Source organism: Stieleria sp. JC731, from assembly GCF_020966635.1.
Taxonomy (GTDB): domain Bacteria; phylum Planctomycetota; class Planctomycetia; order Pirellulales; family Pirellulaceae; genus Stieleria.
Window position 1 is genome coordinate 648,840 of sequence record NZ_JAJKFQ010000005.1, and the last position, 21,766, is coordinate 670,605.

The following is a 21,766-nucleotide window of genomic DNA, read 5'->3' on the forward strand; positions in this document are numbered from 1 at the left end:
ACACGCGCCAATGGCGTGCTGACCAGAACCACCAAATTGTCGTTTTTCCCTCAAACGCTTGTGAATTGTCGCTTCCCTCGTGTCCCGCGGCGCCAATCGTTTGACCAGAAAGGCGGGCAACCTAGCGTTGCATCTCTAAGGTGAACGTACTGAATACGTTTCGCGCAGAAGATGACACGTTCGACGTCCCGAATGCCTAGGTGCAGACACGACGACTCGCTATGAACAAGCAAGCTCAACATGTTCTGATCTACTTTTCACACCCCATGGTGGCGGATGTGACTGAGCACCGCTTAGGTCTTCTCGGGATGGGCGTGACTCGGGTAACCAACGAAGCTGCGATGTCGGAATCCATTTCGGTAAGTTTGCCTGATGCGGTGATCGTCGATCTGGATCTCGATCAAGGCGCAGGGCTGCGTTGGATCGAAACGATTGCCGCTGATGAATGTACTGCTCATATACCAGTACTTTGTATCTCCAGCCGTGGAGATCTTGTTGAAGTCGAACAGGCTTTCAAGGCGGGGGCAGTAGGACTGCTAGTTTCGCCATTCGACCCGATCGATCTTGAAAACAAGTTGATTCAAGCGATGCGGAACGCTGAATTCGCAGTCGCCATCGGGGATAGTACACGATGACAAAGATTCGTCGTCTCGGGGATATCCTTTTAGAGCAAGAGGTCATCACCGAAACTCAGTTGCAGGCGGTTTTGCAGGACCAACGGCAAACACGATTGCCGTTAGGTGTTTTTATGCTTAAACGCGGAATCGTTTCCCGAGATCAACTCGGTGCCGCGCTTGCCGAGCAATACGAAACCCCTTTTTACAACTGCGAATCCGAAGCGATCCACAGCCAACTGGTACGTCTGCTACCCGAACCGTATGTCCGGCGAAGAAGAGTCGCACCAGTCGGATTGAGTGGGAAAATTTTACGACTGGGAATGCAGAACCCAAGTGACATGGAAGCCATCAGCGAAATCGAGTTGATGACTGGGTACCAGGTCGAGGCCGCGATTTGTCTCGAAGATGACATCGACCGACTGTTGGAATCGGCTTTCGATGATCGAATTAAAGCGAAGCAGGCTGCGGTCGACATGCGATTGGCCGAACTGAAGGAACGCGGCCATCGTGAAACACATACGGAAGATATTTCTGAAGATAGCGATGCGCCGGTCGTGAGGCTGCTCGATGCGATCCTCATGGGGGCGGTTCGCGCCGAAGCGAGCGACATCCATTTGGAACCAGATTTGCCGCAGATGCGCGTTCGCTACCGTATTGACGGACAGCTTCATCAGATCATGTCGGTACCAGACGACAGTGAAGACGCGCTGGTTGGACGTGTGAAAGTTCTGGCCGATCTCGACACAGCGGAAAAACGCCGACCTCAAGACGGAAACTTGTCGATTGAGGTTGGCGAGACACGGGCAAGCTTTCGTGTGAGCTGTATCCCGTGCGTACGCGGCGAAAAGGTCGTGATGCGAGTCTTGGATGAATCGAGCAAGACGTTCGACATCAATTCATTGGGAATGCCCGATCCGCAACTGCAACTGGTAAAGAAACTGCTGGACCGTCCGCATGGCATGATCGTGATGACAGGTCCCACCGGATCGGGAAAGACAACAACGATGTATTCCATGCTTTGTGACATGGACTCAGCCGTGAAAAACATTTCCACGATCGAAGACCCTGTTGAATTTCGACTCCCCGGGATCAACCAGGTTCACGCAAACAATGAATTCGGCATGGGGTTCGCCAATGGTCTGAAATACCTGATGCGTCAGGATCCAGATGTCATTCTGGTTGGGGAAATCCGAGACCATGAAACGGCAACGACCGCGGTACAGGCAGCGTTAACGGGGCACTTGCTTATTAGCACGCTTCATACCAATGATGCCGTCGGCACGGTGGCTCGGCTAAGCGACCTTGGCCTGGACCACTTTAAGATCGCCGGCTCGTTGGTGGCTTCGATCGCACAACGTCTGTTGCGTCGTCTGTGCGAGCATTGCAAACGACCTTGCGAAGCGAATCAGAATCTATTGCAAACGATCTACCAAGGTCGCCAAGTTCCCGACGAATTCGTCGACTTTGGCGGCTACTTCGAAGCGGTCGGATGCGAACACTGTGGTGGGACTGGCTATACGGGACGGATCCCGATCTTTGAGATCATGGTCATCACGCCCAAGCTCGAACAGGCAATCGAGTCAGGTTTACCGGCAAGTCAATTGCGGACAATCGCATGTGAAGGCGGCATGATCGATTTGGCAACCATGGGACTTCGACAAGCAGTCTTCGGTGTCACCTCGATCGATGAAGTTTACTTCAAGCTTTCAGGATAGACGTATGGCACAGTCGTCACCCATCGCTGCGCATGAAGGCGTCACGCTCTCTGCCTTCCTGCGTTCGTTGCATGATATCAAGTTCGGATCAGATCCAAGTCGGAAGTTCAAATCCAAGGATCTTGTTTCCCTAATGAGGAACCTAACGACACTGGTTTCCAATGGTGTGTCGTTGGCTCATGCGTTGGAAACCGTGGCGCAAGACCGTTCGATGGTCAAGTACCATGCGATTTTAAAAAGTTTGTCGCGCCATCTGAAAAGCGGTGAATCGCTCTCTTCGGCGATGAATCAATTTCCAGTAGCATTCAACGAGATTCTCGTCAGCCAAATTTCTGTCGGCGAAATGTCAGGCAACCTGGATCAAACGCTTTCACGGATTACTGAGCAGCTAGAGCAGTCTTCCAATCAAAAGGCTTACGTCCTTAAAAAGCTGACTTATCCTGCATTACTTTTAGTCGCGGGAACCGGATCGGTCGCATTTATGTTGACCAACGTCATTCCGACTTTTCAAAAGATGTACGACGACGCTGGGGCAAAGTTGCCTTGGGTGACGCAAGCATTGATCGATCTGTCGGGCGTGCTAATTGACTATTCGATTTTGATCACCATTGCGATAGGTGCACTGGGAACGCTCGTCTTTTCAGCGTTCAAAAATTCAACTTCGCGGCGCAAGATCGATGAGTTTTTGATCAAATGCCCGCTGATTGGTGAATGGTTCCGGAAATTTGCGATCCTGCAGTTTTCCGAAGTGCTTGGCAATCTGATGGAAAGTGGCTTTACCGTCGCCGAAGCTCTTCCATCGGCATCGCGGGCGATTTCCAATCGGCACGTGCGCGAAAGGATTCAAAGCTTGTACACCGCGATTCGACGCGGCGAAAAATTTAGCAACGCCATTGAACGCGAAGGTGAGTTATTTCCCGCCGTTGTAAAGCAGTTGGTCATCGTTGGCGAACGCACCGGACGTTTAGCGCCCGTGACACGCCAAATTCGCAAGCACTTGCGGCAGGATGTTCAATCGACCACGGACGCGATCGTCGCCGCGATCGAGCCAATTTTAACGATGGGCCTTGCCGTCGCTGTTGGCGGGATTCTGCTCGCTGTCTATTTGCCAATGTTTGATCTGATTGGCAAGGTTGGAGGCTAGAGTTGCGCACGCCAATGTCATTTCGTCGAGGCCTTTCGTATCTGGAAGTCCTCGCTTGCGTGACCATCATCGGCGTGTTGTCACTCGTCATTGTTCCGCGATTGGGGCAGGGAAAAGACAACGCGTCGCGATCGCTTTGTGAATTGAATCGGCAGATGATCGAGATGGAAACGGTTCTGTTTGCCCGGCAGTACGGTCGTTGGCCCAAAGCGAACTTATCTGACATCGCTGATCAATCAAAGTTTTTCCCCGACGGTTTGCCGAAGTGTCCGGTCGACGAATCGACCTACACCATCGACGTCAAAACGGGGAGGGTAAACGGACATCAGCATTGAAATGAATTGGACTGTTTCAATTGTGTGCAAAGCTAACTTTGTCAGGAAACAGTCGGCGATCGTACATCCCGGCGAGACGCTACGGATTTCATCGATGGAAACGGATTTCGTCAGTTAGCGGATATGTCAAGAGTTGCCCTATGAATCGTTATTCATCGCGACGGCGCGGATTTTCACTACTCGAACTGCTTGCCGTGATCACCATTTTGGCGGTCATTGCTGCAGTGGTGATTCCTCGTATCACAGCGTCGAAAAAATCGGCTCAGCAAGAAGTCAACAAGCAGAACATGGCCGAAATTAACGCGGCGGTAGAACGTTGGTACTTCGAAAAAGGCAGCTATCCAAAGAACAATCTTTCGGATATCGGGACTGACGTAAATTACTTTCCCGAAGGTATCCCGCGAAATCCTGTCGACAACTCCCGCTACCGTCTTGATTCAGCAACACATCGTGTGAAGTAGTGCCCAAGAAGAATTGGGAAGCTGCCTGCGATTGAGCTACATCGTTTTCCATGTCGAATCATGTTGTTGCCGACATCAAGAATGACGTTCCACAATCGCAATGCGATGACCTTGATCGAATTGATCGTTGTGATTTCCTTGATGGGGATCTTCGCAACTGCCGCGATGGCTCGATTTGGACGTAGCACCATAGGGGACACCGGCGCGAGGTCAGAAGCGAGCGTACTTGCAAACGCCATTACCAATGCTCAGAACGCGGCGATTCGCACTGGAGATTCTCATGGCATTCTGCTTTCCAAAGCAGATGGCGATCGATGGGTCACGGTTCGCAGGCGATCTTCTGGGCATCAAGAAACGGTCGATGAACATCAAATTCAGGATGATGTCGTTGTCGACGCAAGCCGGACAGAAATCTGGTTTGACTTCGAAGGACATGGCACTGCTTACTTTGACGCTGGGTTTCGAGGGCCAAATCGACAATACAAAGTCGAGGTGTTGCCGCTATCACAAGCGGTTCGTGTGACGGAGTTGTCGCATTGAGCACGAAGCCAACAACAGATTTAACGGAATGTCGTCCAAAGCAGTCTCGACGACCAGGGCAAACGATGCTGGAGTTAGTGGCCGCATCGGCGATCATTTCCATCGCGATCGTCCCCGCTTTGGCGGTGATGCGAAAGCGTGTTTTGGCATCGATGGACCTACGGCATTACGAATGGATGCATTGCCGCTGTGTCGCTGTGCTCGAGCAAGCGATGGCGACGACGGCTGCATGTTGGGAAATGAATACGACAGATGGTGTGCTGGGCAGCGTCGATTCGACTCCGTTCAGATATATGACAGTGGCATCCGACCGGAATTCGGTTGGCGGAGTGCCAGGAAAACTTGCTGTGGTCGACGCATTGGTTTTTCGAGACAGCAATCGCAACCGAACACGCGACGCCGGTGAAATCGAAGTTCGCATGGCAACAAAAGTCGCAAAGACATTGACCTACCAGGAGATAGCGAATGATCGCTAACAAATCGACTCGACGACAAGGTATCTCGCTACTTGAGATGGTTGTTGCCGGGACAATGATCACGACGATCATGATGGGACTCGCACTCGTTTTTCGCACCGCAGGTCATACCTGGGAAGTCGTTGACCGCGACTACGCTGCCGAGCGTCAAATTAGTAGCGTTGTTCGACACTTCGTTCGTGAATCGCGAGAAGCTGCTTCTGTCATTTCGATCTCCAATCGGGGAGATCAAATCACATTGTTGATGAACGACAGTTCCGTTCGAACATGGCGGCGAGACGAAAACGGCGAGGTCCAGTATCAAATGAATTTCGACCAGGCTTTCAAGCCACTGGCAGACGGAATTGAACAGTTGCAATTCACAGGCTTCGACGCCGCCGGGGTCCAAGTCGACGATGATCCGACGGACATACAACTTGTCAGGATAGTTGCTCGGTCACAACGCGAAACAGCCCAAGATGCATCGCTAGAACATGAAAGTAAAGTTTGGATAAGGACTTGGTGATGTTCCGCAATCCCGATCCACGACGCAGAAGAGGTGCTGCTCTTCTGATTGCGATCTTCGTGATGACACTTGTCAGTTCACTTGTGATCGGGATGCTGGAATCGGAACGTGTCCGTTATCAGGCCTTACGAAACTCCATTCAGTGGGATGAAGCTCGATATTTAGCCGAGGCCGGTGTGCACGACGCACTGATGAATTTGGAACAGGACTACAGCTGGCGACTTGGCGTACCGCCGACTGAATTTCCGCCAGGTAGCGGGAAAATATATTCCGCCACGGTGTCGAAGACAGATGACGGGTTGGTTCTAGTTCAAGCGACTGGCAACGCGGGAAACAGCACACGCTACCTCTCGGTGACAGTAAAACAAGGTGGCTAGCGACGGAACCAATCGATGAACCAGAGTTCAAAAGATCTGTTAACGGCGATCGGTGAAGAACCTTCACCCCTCGAGCGGCGCAGCCGGTCGGATTTATCACAGGCAAACAAAAGCTCGCGTCGTGTGCGTTTTGATCGCCGTAGAAAAGCGAGACTTTCGATCGGTTTGGAGATATCCCCTAGCGGAGTTTCGCTTGCTTTCACTGAAGCCGTTAATGACAAAAAACGTTTGATCGTTGATCGTGTCGAATTCCCCGCCGACCGAGGGCCAGCCAAAGGTGATTGGAATGATGGAACACTTCAGTCATGCCTTGTCGAATTAGTTCAGCGGCACGGGTTGTCCGGACAGGCGGTCCACTGTTCCGTTGGTGGGAAGCCTTGTGTGACACGCATTTTGGCTGGTCCGGATCAACAAGTTGACAACGAACTTGCGGAACTGGCTGGCCGCACCGAACGATACATCGGGATGGGAGTCGGCGAAAAGGTTCGTAGTGAGTTCACCTATCGAATCGACGCAAAACGAAAGCGTGTCTGGGTGACCGTCGCGATGCGTGATGTTGTCGAAGCGGTCGCCAAAGCGACCCGAGCAACGGGGTTGCGACTGGCAAATCTTGAACACACGATGTTGGTGCTCAGTCGTGTCCTGCACAACCACGGACGAGACGCCCAAGAACCTGTCTTGATGGGAATTGATGACCTGGGGCGGATTGATCTAGGAATCAGCTACCAAGGGCGTCTTCTGCTGGACTACCGACCCGCAATGCCGGATGAAGACATTGACCAAGCGGACGTGATTCAGCGTCACCTGAAATGTTTGCGACGCTATGTGCAAGCACAGTTTCCAGATGCGTCATCAAACCTTGATAAGATTTATGTCGCTAGTCCCAGCGACCACGCCGTTTCAGCGGACAAGTCGACAGGTGACAAACAGGAACGAAATTTTGAGCTGGCTGAATACGCGTTTCCTTTTGCTGAACTTTGCGATGGATACGAAATTGCCGGTGACTGCGATCCGAGTACGAGTCTGATCGCGGCGATCGGACTTGTTCGCGATCAGCAATCCAGCCACGCAGTCGTTGACGCCAATAATTTGGTTACCACGCTTCAGATGCAGCAAAAGCTTCCTTTGCGAAAGCTGATGAAGGCGACTTGGCCGATTACCACGATTGCGGTCGCGACCATCATCCTTGTGATTATGGAGTTTCAAGTTGCCGGTCGGATCCATGAAGCAGAGGCAAAAATAGATTCGCATTTGTCAGAAGTGGATCATCGCGATCAATTGCGTGCCGACCTGACAAGTCGCATTGAATTCGACAAAGAGATCCAGCAGGTAAAGCAATCGATCAAACGACCTCAATGGGCGGACATCATTTGGGATGTTGGGCATGAATTGCCGGAGCGAATGTGGTTGGAGTCGATCCAATTTCACAACGACCAAACACTTTTAATCGTCGGTGTCAGTCGATCCGACCACGGTGTATTCGACTATCTCGAACGCCTGCGAAATTCCAAGCTTTTGACGCGTGTTTCACTTCAGTCGACTTCGTCACATCGAGGTGCGTCAACGACTGATGTGCGATTTGAAATCTCGGCCCAAATAAGTCAGCCTGAGGCTCCAGCGAAACTGGCAGAAAGCGACGCATTGGAGGATTACCTTCATGGCTAACCAGCTTGTCAATCAACTTTTGAACCATCCCAAGCGACAAATGGTCGTTTGGGCGACCGCATTAATGATAGGGCTATTGATCACGCTGCCATGCTGGGATCACTATTGTTCACAACAGACACGTTTTGAAAGCCTTCAAACGGAGCTCTATGAAACAACGCTGGCATCGATGAATGTCGAAGCGATGGAAAATCGGCTAAGGCAGCTAGATTCGGTGGATGATTCGAACAGCCCGCTATTTGACCAAGATCGCGCCGAGCGTTTTCGCGAGTTGATTACCGAATTGACTTTTGACTATGGATGCCAGTTAAAGCGATTGTCACTTTCCGATGCACGCCAAACGCCGTGGATCGCTGGCAGGGACCCAAACAACGCTGATATGGACACGGACGAAGCAATCGAGAGTCCCTTCAATCTGGAAACTCGCTTGATCAACCTTTCGGCAAGAGGCCCTTTGACGAAGCTGACGAAGCTAATCATCCACCTTAACTCAATCGAAGAATTTGCGGTTCCGACCAATTTGACGGTTCAGCGCGAGGGCAATAACGGACATTTGGCTTTAGACGTCGAGATTTCCCTCTTCGGCCTGGTTCATCAGAACGATTCTCGCATGTGAACGCTCATGCTGTCACACGGACGTGCCAGCTTCACGAATCGATCACGCGCGATCGTCCGATTCGTATTTTGATAGGGCAAAAGACGGCGAACCAGTTCGCTATCGATCAGCCGGCAACACTCGAACCGGTTGGTGTTAAGGAGAACGAATCTTGCTCGCGCTCGACAGCAAGTTGTATCGACGATTCGGAATTGTGATGGCGAAGCTCTTTGCCATCACTTGGTTGATCGCACACTGTCACAACGTGTCGGCACAATCTTCGTTTTTTGCCGATGAAAACGTTCCTGTCGAAGTTCGGCAGAAACTTGAACGCAAGTACGATCTTGATTTGCGTGATTCAACTCTTCTGGAATCCTTGTTCGCGATCCGCGATGTCTGCGGAATCAATATCGTTGCTGGGAATGAAGTCACAGGGACAGTGAATGCATCCTTCGAGAACACCAGCGTTTTTGATATTCTTGATTCGCTGTTGATCGCCCGCGGGTATGGCTATCGCGTTGTCGGTAGTAGCTTGGCGGTTGTGCCGCTCGATCGTCTTGGAGACCAGTTGCCGTCGTTCGAAACTGAAATTTTGTCTCTTATAGAAAATCGTGCCGAGGACCTGCTGCCGTCGATCGATTCGTTGCTTTCTCCGGAAGGGCGGGTGCACGCGATCGAAAGCAGCAATTCGGTAGTCGTTATTGACTACCCAAAGCGAATCGAAAAGATTCGATCCCATTTGGATGCTCTTGAACTTGCCGCAAAGAGCTATCGTGGTCGAATGCCCAATGATTCGCTTTCCTCTGCATCACTTGGTGGGACATCCGTACCGGCCAATCCTTCAGCAGTAGTGCGAGTCTTTCGCACCCAGTACGTTGACGCCGCAACGATTTCGACGGCGGTCAATGCGCTGCTGAGCGAAACCGGTCGCATCGCACCTATCGAACTTGAAAATAAGTTGATCGTTTCGGATCGACTGCAGAATATCGAGCAGGTTGCCGCTGCAATCGAACAGCTTGACCAGCCTCGCCCACAGGTTCGTATTTGGGCAATGATTTACGACTGCAGCACCGATGATTTGGATCGGCTAGGCGTCAATTGGAATAGTTCGGCCGCAAGTACGGCGGTTGACGCGGCTACAGGTGGAGCTGCGCAATCAGCGGTCCTAAACACCGTGACGTCGACTGTCGGGACGGGGACCAATGGACTGCTAACGATTACCAGCTTGAACGATCAATTTGATCTTCAAAGCGTGATCCAGGCACTTCGAACTGCTGGTGACAGTCGCCTGCTAGCGGATCCAAATGTCGTTGTGATGAATCACGAGACGGCGGAGATCGAAATCGTTACCGAAGTCCCCTACCAACAATTGACCCAAGGGATCGATGGCGGCACGATCGGAACGACTGAGTTCCGTGAAGCCGGTGTCACATTGAACGTAGTCCCACATATTGCCGACGATGGGACAATCGCCATGGTCGTCAATCCTCGCTTTAGTTTGCTCACCGGGTTCAGCGAAACCGACAATGCGCCGATCATCGACCGTCGCGAAACCAATACTACGGTTCGAGTCGCAAACGGGCAGACCATCGTCTTAGGGGGGCTTCGGCAGCGAACGAGGATTTCGGAACAAACTGCAATTCCGGTGATCGGAACGTTACCCGTCGTGGGGAAGCTATTTCAACACCGGTCTGCCAGCACCCGTGAAAGCGAGTTGCTTGTGTTCATCACACCACAAATTGTGGGTGATCATTGTGTTGGTAGCCAACGGGAAAACTGTGTGGAAAAGTTCTTGGCCAACCAAGTCCTTCAAACACCAACCGATCCGATTCCGTTTGGTATCGAGGCGGTCCAGGCAGAACAGAAAGCGTCCCAAGGCCCGGGGCATCAAATTATCGGGAAGTTTGGAAGTGATCTAATGACAAAAGATCCCTATCCCAATCACTTCAACTGGACCTCACAGCATCATCCCTCTGGTACCACTTTAATAGGCGAACCGGAATTGATCGAGGTGGATGTGTACGATGTGCAGACCAGCGCGAGTTGGTTGGATGCTGCACACGAGTAGATATCGCGTTCAGGATCATGGCGGCAAAAGCTAGATCGTTGTTCCGTATCGTTTTCCAAATGCGGAGCGATCCGAATTGCGTCGGTCCGGCTTTCCATCGAAGTCGAATACTTCGGTGAAGCTGCCATCGGCGTAATATTCATCGAATCGATCAGAATCGTCGGCATCGACATCTCGATCGGCATCGAAATCACCAAAGAGACGGAAGAAGTCATCGACAAGGTCATCACCGATTCCTGGACCATTGGCGTCGATGCCCAAAACCGAACCGCTGATTGTTAGACGGTAGTTGGCGTCTGCCAACATTGGAGCTCCTCCTTTGCCTTGTCGCGAACTCGGTTCAATTCCTGACCGACCGGAAAACTGCAGGACGACGACCTGTTGGCCATTAATCGTTTCACTGCTGACAACTTCCAAGTCAATCATGTCACCGGCATCGCGTCCGGAGGTCACCTGTAAGGCAAAGCTGCTGTCGGTGACTGGCCCGACTGGTATTGCGATCGGTGCGCTGAATGTGATCTGAACGTTTCGGATGATCGATCGTTGTCCAGAACCGTCAGCGCTGTAGTCCTTTTCTGACGCAGCGTCTTGGTTGAAGTAGACAATGTTGGCAACTTGCAACGGTGGGCCACCGAGATCGTCATTCAAGAGCGTTGCGGTCGCTGTGTCATTGCCAGCGACGACATAACCGTCGCCTGCGACCGCTGCAATAACCACTGTTTCATCTGGTTCGATGGTTCCATCAACGGTTGGCATAACAGTGACGGAGACAGATGCTTCACCAACACCAAAGGTGATGTGATCCGCATCCGAAATTGTGAAGTCGTCGCCCAAGATCGCGGTTCCGCCAATATTGAAATTGATTTCCAATGCGGGCGTTTGGGCGGTGACATCGGTCCGTGTGAAAGTGAACGTCAACGGTTGACCGGAATCTTCGGTGACCGATGACGGATCAACCGAAACGGAGACGACTGGAAGCACAGCTTCCTCGATCGTTACCGTCGCCGTATCGGAATCGTCGACGGCGGAGTTTTGAGAAGACAACTGAACCGAGAATGTTTCTGAGGGTTCGACGAGGCCGTCCGCGATCGTCGCGATTTGAAGGGTGTGTGCTTCACCAGCGTTTCCGGCAAAACTGACTTGTTGAAGGGCGTTGTCAAAGTCCAAGCCTCCGATCGCCGTTCCGTCGACGAAACTGACATCGACGTCAAAGGGAGATTGCACGGCATTGTCCAAGCTGATGATCACCTGAGCGATGCCGCCTTCAACGATGGTCACGTCGCCGACGGTTAACGTCGCGGTGTCATCGTTGGAAATCGTTCCGGTCGCTGTATCCACGGCATCGGCGACGTAACCCGATCCAGGTTCGATCGAAACCGTTACCGTTTCATCGGGTTCAAGAACGAGGTCGGCAGACGGATCAATGATGACTTCGGCGGTTGCCGATCCGGCGATAAAATCGACAGACATCGTTGGCGGGGCAGGGAAGTCGCTGCCCGGTGTCGCCGTGCCGGTTAGTCCGTAGTTCACCGTCAGTGGGCCCGACGTATCGCCGCTACGAGTAAAAGTGTATGTCAATAGGCCGGCGCCGTCTTCTTGCACAGCCAAAGGTGCGACAGTTACAGAGACGACCGCAGGAATGATATCGTCGTTCGTAATCGTTCCGGTCGCATCAGGGGTTCCGAGGGAATAACCCGCCAAGTCGACCAGGGTCAAAATTGCCGTTTCGTCGGGTTCGACATCTGAATCGTCGATAGGGGTGATCGAAAGTGTGGCGGTGTCCGATCCTGCTGCGAAGCTTACCGAGGTTCCCAAAGATGGGCTGTAGTCGATGCTCGGTGATGCTGTCCCGCTGACATCGAACGTGACTGTCAATGCAGGGGTGTTTGCAGTCACGTCCGTACGAGTAAACGTGTAGACCAAGGCTTGCCCGGAGGCTTCGGCAACGGAGGCCGGTGAGACGGAGACGGAAACGACACTTTCATCGTCGTTGATGATTAAACCGCTGGCAGTCCCAGTCACGATATTTCCTGAAGCTGTCGCGTTGGACAACGTCACGTCAAACGCTTCATCGGGTTCAACCAATGTGTCGCCAGAAATATCGATGGTGATCGTCTTTGAAGTCTCTCCATCAGCGAAGTTGGCGGTGCCCGATGGCAAGCTTCCACCGAAGTCATCGACATTGACTGCTGATCCACCGACCGCCCAATCGACCGAAGTAGCGCCACTGGTGTTGCCTGATCGAGTGATTTGGAACGTAAACGGCATCGTTCCACTATCACCTTCGTTCTTGTTGGCGTCAGTTGCAATGATGGCATAGTCTGCCGGCGCGACGTCATCGTCGGTGACATCCAGCGTGTCTGAGGCGGTTAATGGGATCCCAGAAGTCAGAATGATCTTCGCGACACGTTGATCGTCTGCCGCACCACCTAGCACCAACAGGCTACCGTCTTGTGTCATAGCAGTTTGGTACGAACGTTGCCCGGTGTAGGTGCTTGTCGAATAGACCAAGCTTCCGTCACCATCGAATGTGGTGTCAATCGTTCCATCTGCATTGAACCGAGTTACGATGACTTCTCTGGAGCCAACACTCGGGTTCAAGTACCCGACCAAGACGACTTTATTGTCATCTTGGGTTTCGACGGAAGATGCCAAATCATCCTCGCCCGTATTTAAGTCAATATGCAAGATCCCGGTGCCATTGAAGGACAAGTCACGCGTTCCATCTTGGTTGACGCGGACGACAAAGGAATCGTCGTCGATCGAATTCCCATAGGTGTATCCTGAAACAAGAATGCGGTCATTGGAATCGATCGTCATTTCTTCGGGTGAAAGACCTGCCGTTCCCAGGTCGATTTCTTGGATGCCGGTCGAGTTAAATGTGGTGTCGATGTTGCCGTTGGGCAGCATTTTCAAAATGGCTAGTTGCCCTGCTCCGCGACCAACAGCGACAAAACCACCGGTGGGGAGTGCTTTGACAAGTTGTGATGAGTAACCGATGGTCGAATAGTTTCGTAGTCCATTCGAGCCGAAACTGCTGTCGCGTGTTCCATCGGCGTTGATCCGTAGCATTCGGAACGTGACCGATCCGTTGATCGATGTCGTTGCGATAACCTTTCCATCTGGAAGCAAGTCCATGTCTGCGATCCACATATTTGTGATCCCAGAAAAGTCGACGATCCCATTGGTTCCATAGCTCGTGTCGACCGATCCATCGGGCATCAGTCGCATCAAGAATGGGGTGGCGAATCCAGAAATGAATCTTCCGCCGACCAAGATCTTTCCATCTGGCTGAGCAATAATCGTTGTTGGGACGGGGAAGTTTGGACCCGGAGAAATCGTTGCCAACCCTGACGACGCGAACGAAGTATCAAGTGATCCATCGGCGTTAAGTTTCGCGACGTAGACACTGCTTTGGTTTGGCCCTTGTGAACCCACTAAAATCTTGCCATTCGGCAGATGATAGATTGGTCCACGGATCGCCGTTGATGTGTTGACCAGAGGTGTTGAAGCCAGGCCGTTTGTTCCGAAGGATGTATCGAGCCCAACAGGTCCGGAGGATCCGAACGAAGCGTTCGCCGTGATGGTGACGTTCTGTGTCCCGTCGACAATCAAATCATCGATGGCATCCAGATTGACAGTGACCGACGTTTGGTTGGCCGGAATCGTCGCGGTCGTCGGGACCGTTGCTTCGGTCGTGTCGCTACTGGTCAGCGTTACGGTCAGCGGGTCCGGTGATGCGACAGAACGTGTGATGGTCACGGTTGTTGCGGCGGGTCCGTCGCCTTCGGAGACCTCCGCCGCATTGACTACTAATGACAAGGTCGGCACCACATCGTTGTCCGTGATGTTTGCGGTCGCATCGCTGGTGACGATCGTTGCGAAGGCGTAGCTGGGATTTGAAATCCGAACGTCAATCGTTTCGAGCGGTTCGATCGCGCCATCGTCAAGGACTGTCACCACATAGGTGCCTGAGCTTGCGCCGTCAGGAATGGTGACTTGAGCACCAGCAGAAATTGCTGCGTAGTCGGCGCCTGAGGTTGCTGATCCTGTGCCAAGATCTTCGATGTCGAATGTGATTGCTGAACCGGTATCGTTGACCTGGTCAAGCGTTACCGTGTAGACGATGTTTGTCGGGCCGGCTTCGTCACCGTGGGTCGAAACACTGAGGTCCGCGTCGAACAGCGTTGCCAACGATACTTCACGAATCGCCATCCCGCCGATCGCTGTATAAGGGCCGGTGTCTCGGTCCAAGTCGATGCGAATCTGTCCGGCGCCGTCCGCTTGGAACGTAATCCCATACGATTCCAAGGGCAGCGAACTGGAGCCGACGGTGTTGTTGACGAACAAGTCGTCGATGTTGAAGTTTTGGGGTATCGTGGTGGTTCCGCCAGCGTCCACCACTGTCATGATTTGCGATGTATTGGCGTAGCTGTCCAGACCAAAGAAATACAGTTCGTACGACGATAACGGGGTCAGGTTGACCCACGTGAACGACATCGAACCCGACGAATAGAACTGCCCTTCTAAATCCGAAAGATCAGGCGTGTGTATCGGAACGGTGGCAGGGTTGGGGGTTGACGCAAATGGTACACCGCCGTTGATGTTCAATCCGACGGTTGTGATGCTTCCGTCTTCGGCAGATAAGTTGGTTTGATTGCTCGTTGAAAAAACCGATCGCCAATTCGCGGGTGTTGGCGAATTCGAATTCACATTAAAGTCAACGCCGATAAAAGGCCCGAATGCTGCAAACTCATCGTCAATGACGTCGATCGATTCCGAACCTGAGATGTGATTCGACTCGAAAGCCGTGATTGTCGCGATCTGGTTTCCGTCGAGGATGCTGTCGTCGACGGCGGTGATGGGGAACGTTACGGACTGACTGCCATCGGGAATGACAACTGATGCCGGAACCGTCGCTTCGGTCGTATCACTGCTGGACAAGAGCACGGTCAAGTCGCCGGTTGTACCCGAGTTTCGTGATACCGTTCCGGTCGCGCTGCCGCCATTTTCTGACATGGCCGACACGTCGATCGAAACATCCAGTCGCGCCGGTGGGGGCCCGAGTCGACGCAGTGCCATACCCGCCAAAGCAATTCCGCTCGATCCCGAACCTGGCGACACATCTACCACAATTTCACCGTTAGCATCCGCAACGATCAACGAGGCATAGGATTCCAGTGGATTGCTGCTGGAGCCAATCTGGCCGTTGACATACAGCGTACTGTCCGGAACTTGGGTGAACGAATCGGTGTTTGAACCGGTGATCGTCACGTTGTTCACAAAGGTCGCCGTGTAATGCTCATAGGCAAAGACGTAGACCGCGTACTCGGCGCCAGGAACTAGGTCACTGAATGTCGATTGAACTGCACCCGACGACGTTGTGAATCCGTCCAACCCGGACAGTGACTGAGTGTGCTGAGGAAGTTGCGATGCCAACAGCGTTGAACCCGTTGTCGATCCGGATGAACCTGTCGTTAGGATGTCGACTTCTGAGGTTGTGCCGTCTTCGGCCAATAGGTCTGTTGCGTTGGCGCTAGTGACGAACAGGAACTGATTCCAATTCGCCGGAGAAGTGCCGGAATCGAAATCGATTCCGATTAACGGACCGGCCAACAGTATTTCATCGTCGACGATCGTGATGACTTCATCATCGGAGATGAAGTTGGTGGCTTCGGCAGTAATCGTGACGATTTGATCGCCATCGATATCTGCGTCGTCAACGCCGCTGATCGTAAACGTGACCGAGTCGCTACCGTCCGGAATGATGACTGTGCTTGGAACAGTGGCTTCGGTGGTATCACTGCTTGTTAGCGTGACGGTCAGGTTTCCCGAGGTTCCGGTATTGCGAGTTACCGTGGCTGTGGTCGCGCCACCGTTTTCGGAGATCGACGAATCATTGATGGTGACCGTCAATCGATCATTGGTCAGCACAAAGTGTTGGATTGCCAATCCCGAAAGAACGACTCCGGCGGATCCGGCAGCTGGTGCTATGTCGATGAGGATTTCTCCATCGGAATTTGCCGTGACCAATTCAGCATAGGTGTCCAGCTGAGCGGCGTCGGAACCGACTGAATCATTGACATGTAGTTGCCCGTGAACCAACGATTGGGTGAATGAGACTACGTTGTCCCCTGTAAAGGTGACTTGTTGTGAATAGTCTGCGGCCAGCGTTTCATGCGCAAATACATACAGCCTGTATTGTTGCCCGGGGATCAAGTCACTGATGGTTGACGTGAAGGTGTTCCCGGTGTCGTTGTAGGAGTACCCAGCGATATTCTGCAGTGACTGCGTATGCTGCGGGATCGACGATGTGGTTGGTGCACCAGTAGTGATAAATGACGAACCTGCGATGTCGGACTGGATATCAAACGGCGTCCGCTTACCGTCTTCGCCAAGCAAGTTACCGCCATCGATTTGGAACAGGTAATTATATGTGGTCCAGTTGTTCGGCACCGAACTTGAGAAGTCCACATCGATCCCGGCAAGATATCCAGTACCGACGACATCATCGTTGGTAACAACAATCGCATCTGAACCGGCCAAGCCAGACGGGATGATCCACCGTTCGACTTGGAAGTTACTGGTGTATCCTGAAAAGGTGACAACGTTCCCGTCCGGGGTGAACGCAGCCGCTCGGACCGCTTCAAATTGTGTCGGCACGAACGGATCAAAGATCTCAAAGCCGTCATCGCTGAACGTAGTATCCAATGATCCGTTTTCGTTGAACCTCGCGATCGCTCGGTCGTTTCCGTTGCCGCTGACGAATCCGCCACCGAACATCAAGATCTTTCCATCGTCCTGGATCAAGATGTCATAGCCGTCGTCGGACAGACCGTTGAAATCCAAGTAGCTAAAGCCATCGACACCAAAGCTGTTGTCGAGGTCACCAGAGCTATCGACTTTGGCGAGCAACCAATCCGAAGGTGCCTTGCCATCACCGACCACCAATACGCCACCGTCCGATGTTAGTTCAAGTTTGCGAACAGCCGGATACCCGTTTGGGGCACCAAGCATTCGATAGCCGTTGGTTCCGTAGGTGAAATCTACGCTGCCATCTGCGTTCAACCTGGCGGTAAACAACTCGGTCGGTGAACCCGATGCGGAGGCGGTTCCGCCGATCACATATTTACCGTCCGATTGTTCAACGATGCCCCGGAAGCTTTCATTCAAACTGGGGTTTAGCGTCGGCGTAGCGATGCCGCCGTTGCCGAAGCTGGCGTTCAAGGACCCGTCGCTGTTGATCCGGAATACTGAATCGCTGGACACGATCGTTGCCGAGCCGTCGGGATGTACCAAGCCGTCTTGGAAATACTCGAGCGGAAACGTGCGAGTCCCATCACCATCGAATGTCGTGTCCAGAGTCCCGTTGCTGTTGAGCTGTGCGAGGAAGCTGCCACCGAAGTACTGCCCAACGACCAAGAACTTTCCACTGTCCTGTCGCAAAATTCTGAACGGGCGAACGCTGGTTTCGCCGCTGATTACCACAGCTGCTTGACCGGAGGACCCGAACGAAGTGTCTGTGGAGCCGTCTGGCAACAGACGCAGGATTTGTGCAGTGTCATCCAGCGACGGATCGCGACCACCAGTGACAATGTTTCCGTTGGGTTCAACCAGAATGTCAAAACCACCGGGCTGGATGTTTTGCCGCAGCGTTGTCGCTGTGATCCCCGAATTTCCGAAGCTGGAATCGAGCTGGATCGATCCGTCATAAGTCGTTGCCGCAACCGTCAAGTTGACGATCTGGTTGCCGTCGATGTACGAGTCATCCACCGCATCGATCGGGATGGTGATCGAAGCGGAACCAGCTGGAATGGTAGCGGTGCTTTGAACCGAGATTTCCGATGGGTCGTGGTTGGTGATGACCAAATCCAGCGGAGCCGAGGTATCGGTGTTGCGGGTGATGGTCACCGAAGTGACTCCGGCACCCGCGGCTTCGGAGATCGCGTCGGCATTGAATTGTGCGGTCAGGGTCGGGGCGCCATCGTTGTCACTGATCGTCGCACTTGCGCCCGCGGTGACAATCGCAACGGCGGGATCGCTAGGATTGCTGATCGCTACATCCACCGTCTCAGGACCTTCGACGATCGCATCGTCAACGACTGGGACGGATAGTGAACCAGTACTGCTACCTGGGACGATGCTGATCGTTGCGTTTCCTGGGATCGCGTCATAGTCAACACCACTGGTTGCCGAACCGGTCAGTTGATCGACAAGGTCGAACGTGATGGTCGACCCGGTATCGTTGACTTGGTTCAGCGTTACCGTATAGACGATATCCGTCGGCCCGGATTCATCGCCCTCGGTCCCGACGGACAAACTGGCGGTGTAGTTGGACGGTGTGCCAGCAAGCTGAATCGCCGCACCGGCTAGGATCGCATAGTCGCTGCCTTGGATATTGGTGATCGTGATGTCGATTTCACCGGATGCATTGGCTGCGACCGTTAAGGCGTCGTCTTCGAGCGTCTTTGATGATGAAGCCAGCGACTCATTGACGTATAAAACGTGTCCAAGCGAACGAGTGTCCTGATTGAATGTCGGCAGGTTTGTCTCACCAGATATCGCGATCGACTGGTAAACATCGATACCGAAGTTTTCGGTCAGCAATAGGTAGACGTTGTAGTCGATACCTGGATCCAAGCCTGACCAAGTCAACGATATTGAATTGGTGGCGATATAGTTACCGCCTAACTCATCAAGGCTTGGCGAGTGAATCGGGTTGGTTGGTGAACCGGAAGGGTTGGGCCCCGAGGAGCCACTGATTTGAAACGAAAGGTCGACATCGGTCGCGAAGCCGTCTTCGCGAATTAGGTTGGATTGCAATCCCGTTGCGGAGACCTTCGTCCAGTTGTCAGGCGAAAGGCCTCCTGATTGGTCAAAATCGACACCGATCATCGGTTGCAACTCGTCATCAGCGATAGTCGCGACCACAGGATTACCGGCAAGTCCGATCGGGTAGTTCGCGTCACTACTGCTGCTGACCGACTGTTGAATCAGTCCGGTATGGACGCCCTCAGGCTGAATGTCATTTTTGCCGCGAACATAGATCGTCGCCGCAGACATGTCCGATCGCGTCACGGTGACGCTGCTCGAAAAGCTGATCCCGTCCGTGCTGACTTCGGTTTGCGAGTCTGCCGACACGGTCACATCGATTGGACTTGTCGGCGTTGTTGTCAATGAGAGCAGATAGGTATCGATCGGACTGCTTCCAAGCAAACCTGCTTCGCCGACGAGCGTTGAACCTGCTGATTCGACTACGGAAATTCCTGGCGCACCGGGATCCGAGGTGATCGAAAAATCGGCGTCGGAAATATCAAAGAAAACGTTGCCGACCGCGCTGACGCGAATTCGCGCATTCGTCGCGTCGATATTTGGAATCGTGACTACTTCCGAGCCATCGTTGGTGGTCGACGCAAGGATCGATATCGGATACGTCAGCCCACCGTCAATGGACAGATCGATGCTAACATCGGAGGTGTTGATAGGACTTAGTTCAGTGTCGCCTGTATCCCAGCTGATCGTTTGCTGTGAACCACCGGTCCAGTTGACCGCCGTATTGGGACTGGTGATGGCGAAAGGTGACGACGTGTTGATAACCGAAACCAATACGTCATCACTATCAACGCCTCCCATCCCATCGCGCACGGTCGCTCGGAAATTAAGATCACGAGCGGTATTGGGAAGGACTTCACCGATTGCCGCCGTGTTGACTCCAGCAGCAAGATCGGCCAACCGTGGGAAAGTCCGCGTCGGGTCCGTTGTTGGTGAAAACGAACGGAACAATGGGCTGCTGCCGTTGTCTGTCAACGGGAGACTCATCGCAGGTCCGAGATCCAGCTGTTCCCAAGTGTAGGACAACGAATCGCCGCTATCGGCATCACTACCAACGGCAGATAGTTTAAATGGAGTTCCACGCGGGATTTGGTAGTCGGCGCCACCGTCGACGGTTGGCACCGCGTTGCTTACCGTGGTTGTTGAAAACGGAGGGGCTGTCGAAGCGATCAAAGATTGAATCGCTTCAAAACTTGCGGCGTGAAAGTATGGATCGGGATCCGATTGCAAGTCATCTTGGCCAGAGATCCCGGCATAGCTCATCAAGGTCGAGCCGCTCGCCGGTTCATAGGCCGCGTCGCTGCTGCGTTGGCCAACAGTCGATCCATAGGTGTTGCCATTGAAAGTGTGTTCGGCACCAAACTGGTGACCGAATTCATGCGCAACCAAGTGAACCCACGATTCGCCTTGTGGGTTGACGTGAATCGAAGCTCCACGACCTTTGTTTGTGGTGTTGACGACGCCAAGTCCTGCGAGCCCTTGGCCGCCAGCCAGCGCCAAACCAAACACGTGCCCAATGTCATAGTTTGATGCGCCGACAATGCTATTCAGAATCGCGGTGTTCTCACTAAGCATCGATGACGTGTTGCCATTGGTATAGCCATCGACCTCACCTTCGGCGGTGTCAAAAATTGTGTTGGTGCCGCTGACCAGATCGAAGTGGATCGACAGCTCTTTTTCAAAGATCTCGTTAACGTCATCAACGAAGTCTTCGATCGCAACGAGCGCGTTTGCTTCACCGCCAAAGAACGCTGTGTACTCCTCCGTCGCCGCGATCGCCAAGCGATAGTTCTGCAGCGTGTCACCCACAGAAATGTTGTTCCCGATCGTCGCTGACAAGACGATGCGGGATTCGAGTTTTTCTTGAATCAGTCGTCGTCGTGGCTGGCGTGAAGCAGACTGGACGTTTCGAGAATTGACGCGTGCAGACCGGCGTGATCGATTCCGATGTGACATCAAAATGCCTATCAATCAGTTGTGTGGGGCAACGAGAGGAATAGGAGCGGGCCGCGGAATTTGGGGAGGGGGAAGCGGTGCCCGATCTTTCTGGTGACCGAAGGTCCAGTCACTAGAGGTACAGATAATAAGGGATATTCCGATTGCATGGGACGATTTGGCGCAATTATGCCCGCAATAGGTGGAAATCTGTGGAGTGGTTGGTGGACTGCCTGGGGGCGGCCGTCGGCTACTTCGGTTTGGTGCAGGGAACGCCTAATGTTGAACATCGCCAAATTTTGCAGACGCATTCTTCAATGCAGCAGACCGTACTGGTGTTTCCACGCAGCCGAGCAGGAGCATGGGTGCAGACGGGCTGGTGCCTTTCGCCGTCCTGTTTCCGCTTCAAAATGCGGTTCGGTCGCGACGGATCTGCTATCGTGTGAGTGTTGCCGATCTTGGCAGCGATTTCCCGCCTTTCTTCCTTCCTTGTTTGCGTGT

Annotated in this window: 13 protein-coding genes; 12 read left to right on the forward strand and 1 reads right to left on the reverse strand. The window is 53.0% G+C overall.

Annotation, left to right across the window (positions count from 1 at the left end; all coding sequences use genetic code 11):
- Positions 1-221: 221 nt before the first annotated feature.
- From LOC67_RS13465 to LOC67_RS13520, 12 genes are all read left to right on the forward strand, one after another.
- Positions 222-635, forward strand: a complete 414-nt coding sequence (locus LOC67_RS13465) for a two-component system response regulator (protein WP_230263126.1) — start codon at positions 222-224, stop codon at positions 633-635.
- Entirely contained in the window at positions 632-2,332 is a 1,701-nt protein-coding gene (locus LOC67_RS13470; protein WP_230263127.1) for a GspE/PulE family protein, read from the forward strand. The genes LOC67_RS13465 and LOC67_RS13470 overlap by 4 nt, the downstream gene beginning before the upstream one ends.
- Positions 2,333-2,465: 133 nt before the next feature.
- Positions 2,466-3,476, forward strand: a complete 1,011-nt coding sequence (locus tag LOC67_RS13475) for a type II secretion system F family protein (protein WP_230263128.1) — start codon at positions 2,466-2,468, stop codon at positions 3,474-3,476.
- Positions 3,477-3,490: 14 nt separating this feature from the next.
- Complete coding sequence (locus LOC67_RS13480; protein WP_230263129.1) at positions 3,491-3,811, forward strand: competence type IV pilus major pilin ComGC; 321 nt, start codon at positions 3,491-3,493, stop codon at positions 3,809-3,811.
- A gap of 140 nt (positions 3,812-3,951) precedes the next feature.
- On the forward strand, positions 3,952-4,272 hold the full coding sequence (locus LOC67_RS13485; protein ID WP_230263130.1) for a type II secretion system protein: 321 nt from the start codon (positions 3,952-3,954) through the stop codon (positions 4,270-4,272).
- Between the two features lie 60 nt (positions 4,273-4,332).
- Positions 4,333-4,812: a Tfp pilus assembly protein FimT/FimU gene (locus LOC67_RS13490; protein ID WP_230263131.1), complete on the forward strand. Its 480-nt coding sequence runs from the start codon at positions 4,333-4,335 to the stop codon at positions 4,810-4,812.
- Positions 4,809-5,288 (forward strand): hypothetical protein, encoded by a 480-nt coding sequence (locus LOC67_RS13495; protein WP_230263132.1) that lies wholly within the window; start codon positions 4,809-4,811, stop codon positions 5,286-5,288. The genes LOC67_RS13490 and LOC67_RS13495 overlap by 4 nt, the downstream gene beginning before the upstream one ends.
- The gene (locus LOC67_RS13500; protein WP_230263133.1) at positions 5,278-5,793 is read left to right on the forward strand and encodes a hypothetical protein; all 516 of its coding nucleotides are present in this window, start codon (positions 5,278-5,280) and stop codon (positions 5,791-5,793) included. Before LOC67_RS13495 ends, LOC67_RS13500 begins: the two co-directional genes overlap by 11 nt.
- 62 nt (positions 5,794-5,855) lie before the next feature.
- Positions 5,856-6,170 (forward strand): hypothetical protein, encoded by a 315-nt coding sequence (locus LOC67_RS13505; RefSeq protein ID WP_230263134.1) that lies wholly within the window; start codon positions 5,856-5,858, stop codon positions 6,168-6,170.
- Positions 6,171-6,185: 15 nt separating this feature from the next.
- The gene (locus tag LOC67_RS13510; protein ID WP_230263135.1) at positions 6,186-7,835 is read left to right on the forward strand and encodes a PilN domain-containing protein; all 1,650 of its coding nucleotides are present in this window, start codon (positions 6,186-6,188) and stop codon (positions 7,833-7,835) included.
- Positions 7,828-8,451: a hypothetical protein gene (locus LOC67_RS13515; RefSeq protein ID WP_230263136.1), complete on the forward strand. Its 624-nt coding sequence runs from the start codon at positions 7,828-7,830 to the stop codon at positions 8,449-8,451. The genes LOC67_RS13510 and LOC67_RS13515 overlap by 8 nt, the downstream gene beginning before the upstream one ends.
- A 196-nt stretch (positions 8,452-8,647) precedes the next feature.
- Positions 8,648-10,498, forward strand: a complete 1,851-nt coding sequence (locus LOC67_RS13520; RefSeq protein WP_230263137.1) for a secretin N-terminal domain-containing protein — start codon at positions 8,648-8,650, stop codon at positions 10,496-10,498.
- Between the two features lie 30 nt (positions 10,499-10,528).
- Here LOC67_RS13520 and LOC67_RS13525 read toward each other — a convergent pair whose 3' ends face one another.
- On the reverse strand, positions 10,529-21,286 hold the full coding sequence (locus tag LOC67_RS13525; RefSeq protein ID WP_230263138.1) for a Calx-beta domain-containing protein: 10,758 nt from the start codon (positions 21,284-21,286) through the stop codon (positions 10,529-10,531).
- Positions 21,287-21,766: the final 480 nt, after the last annotated feature.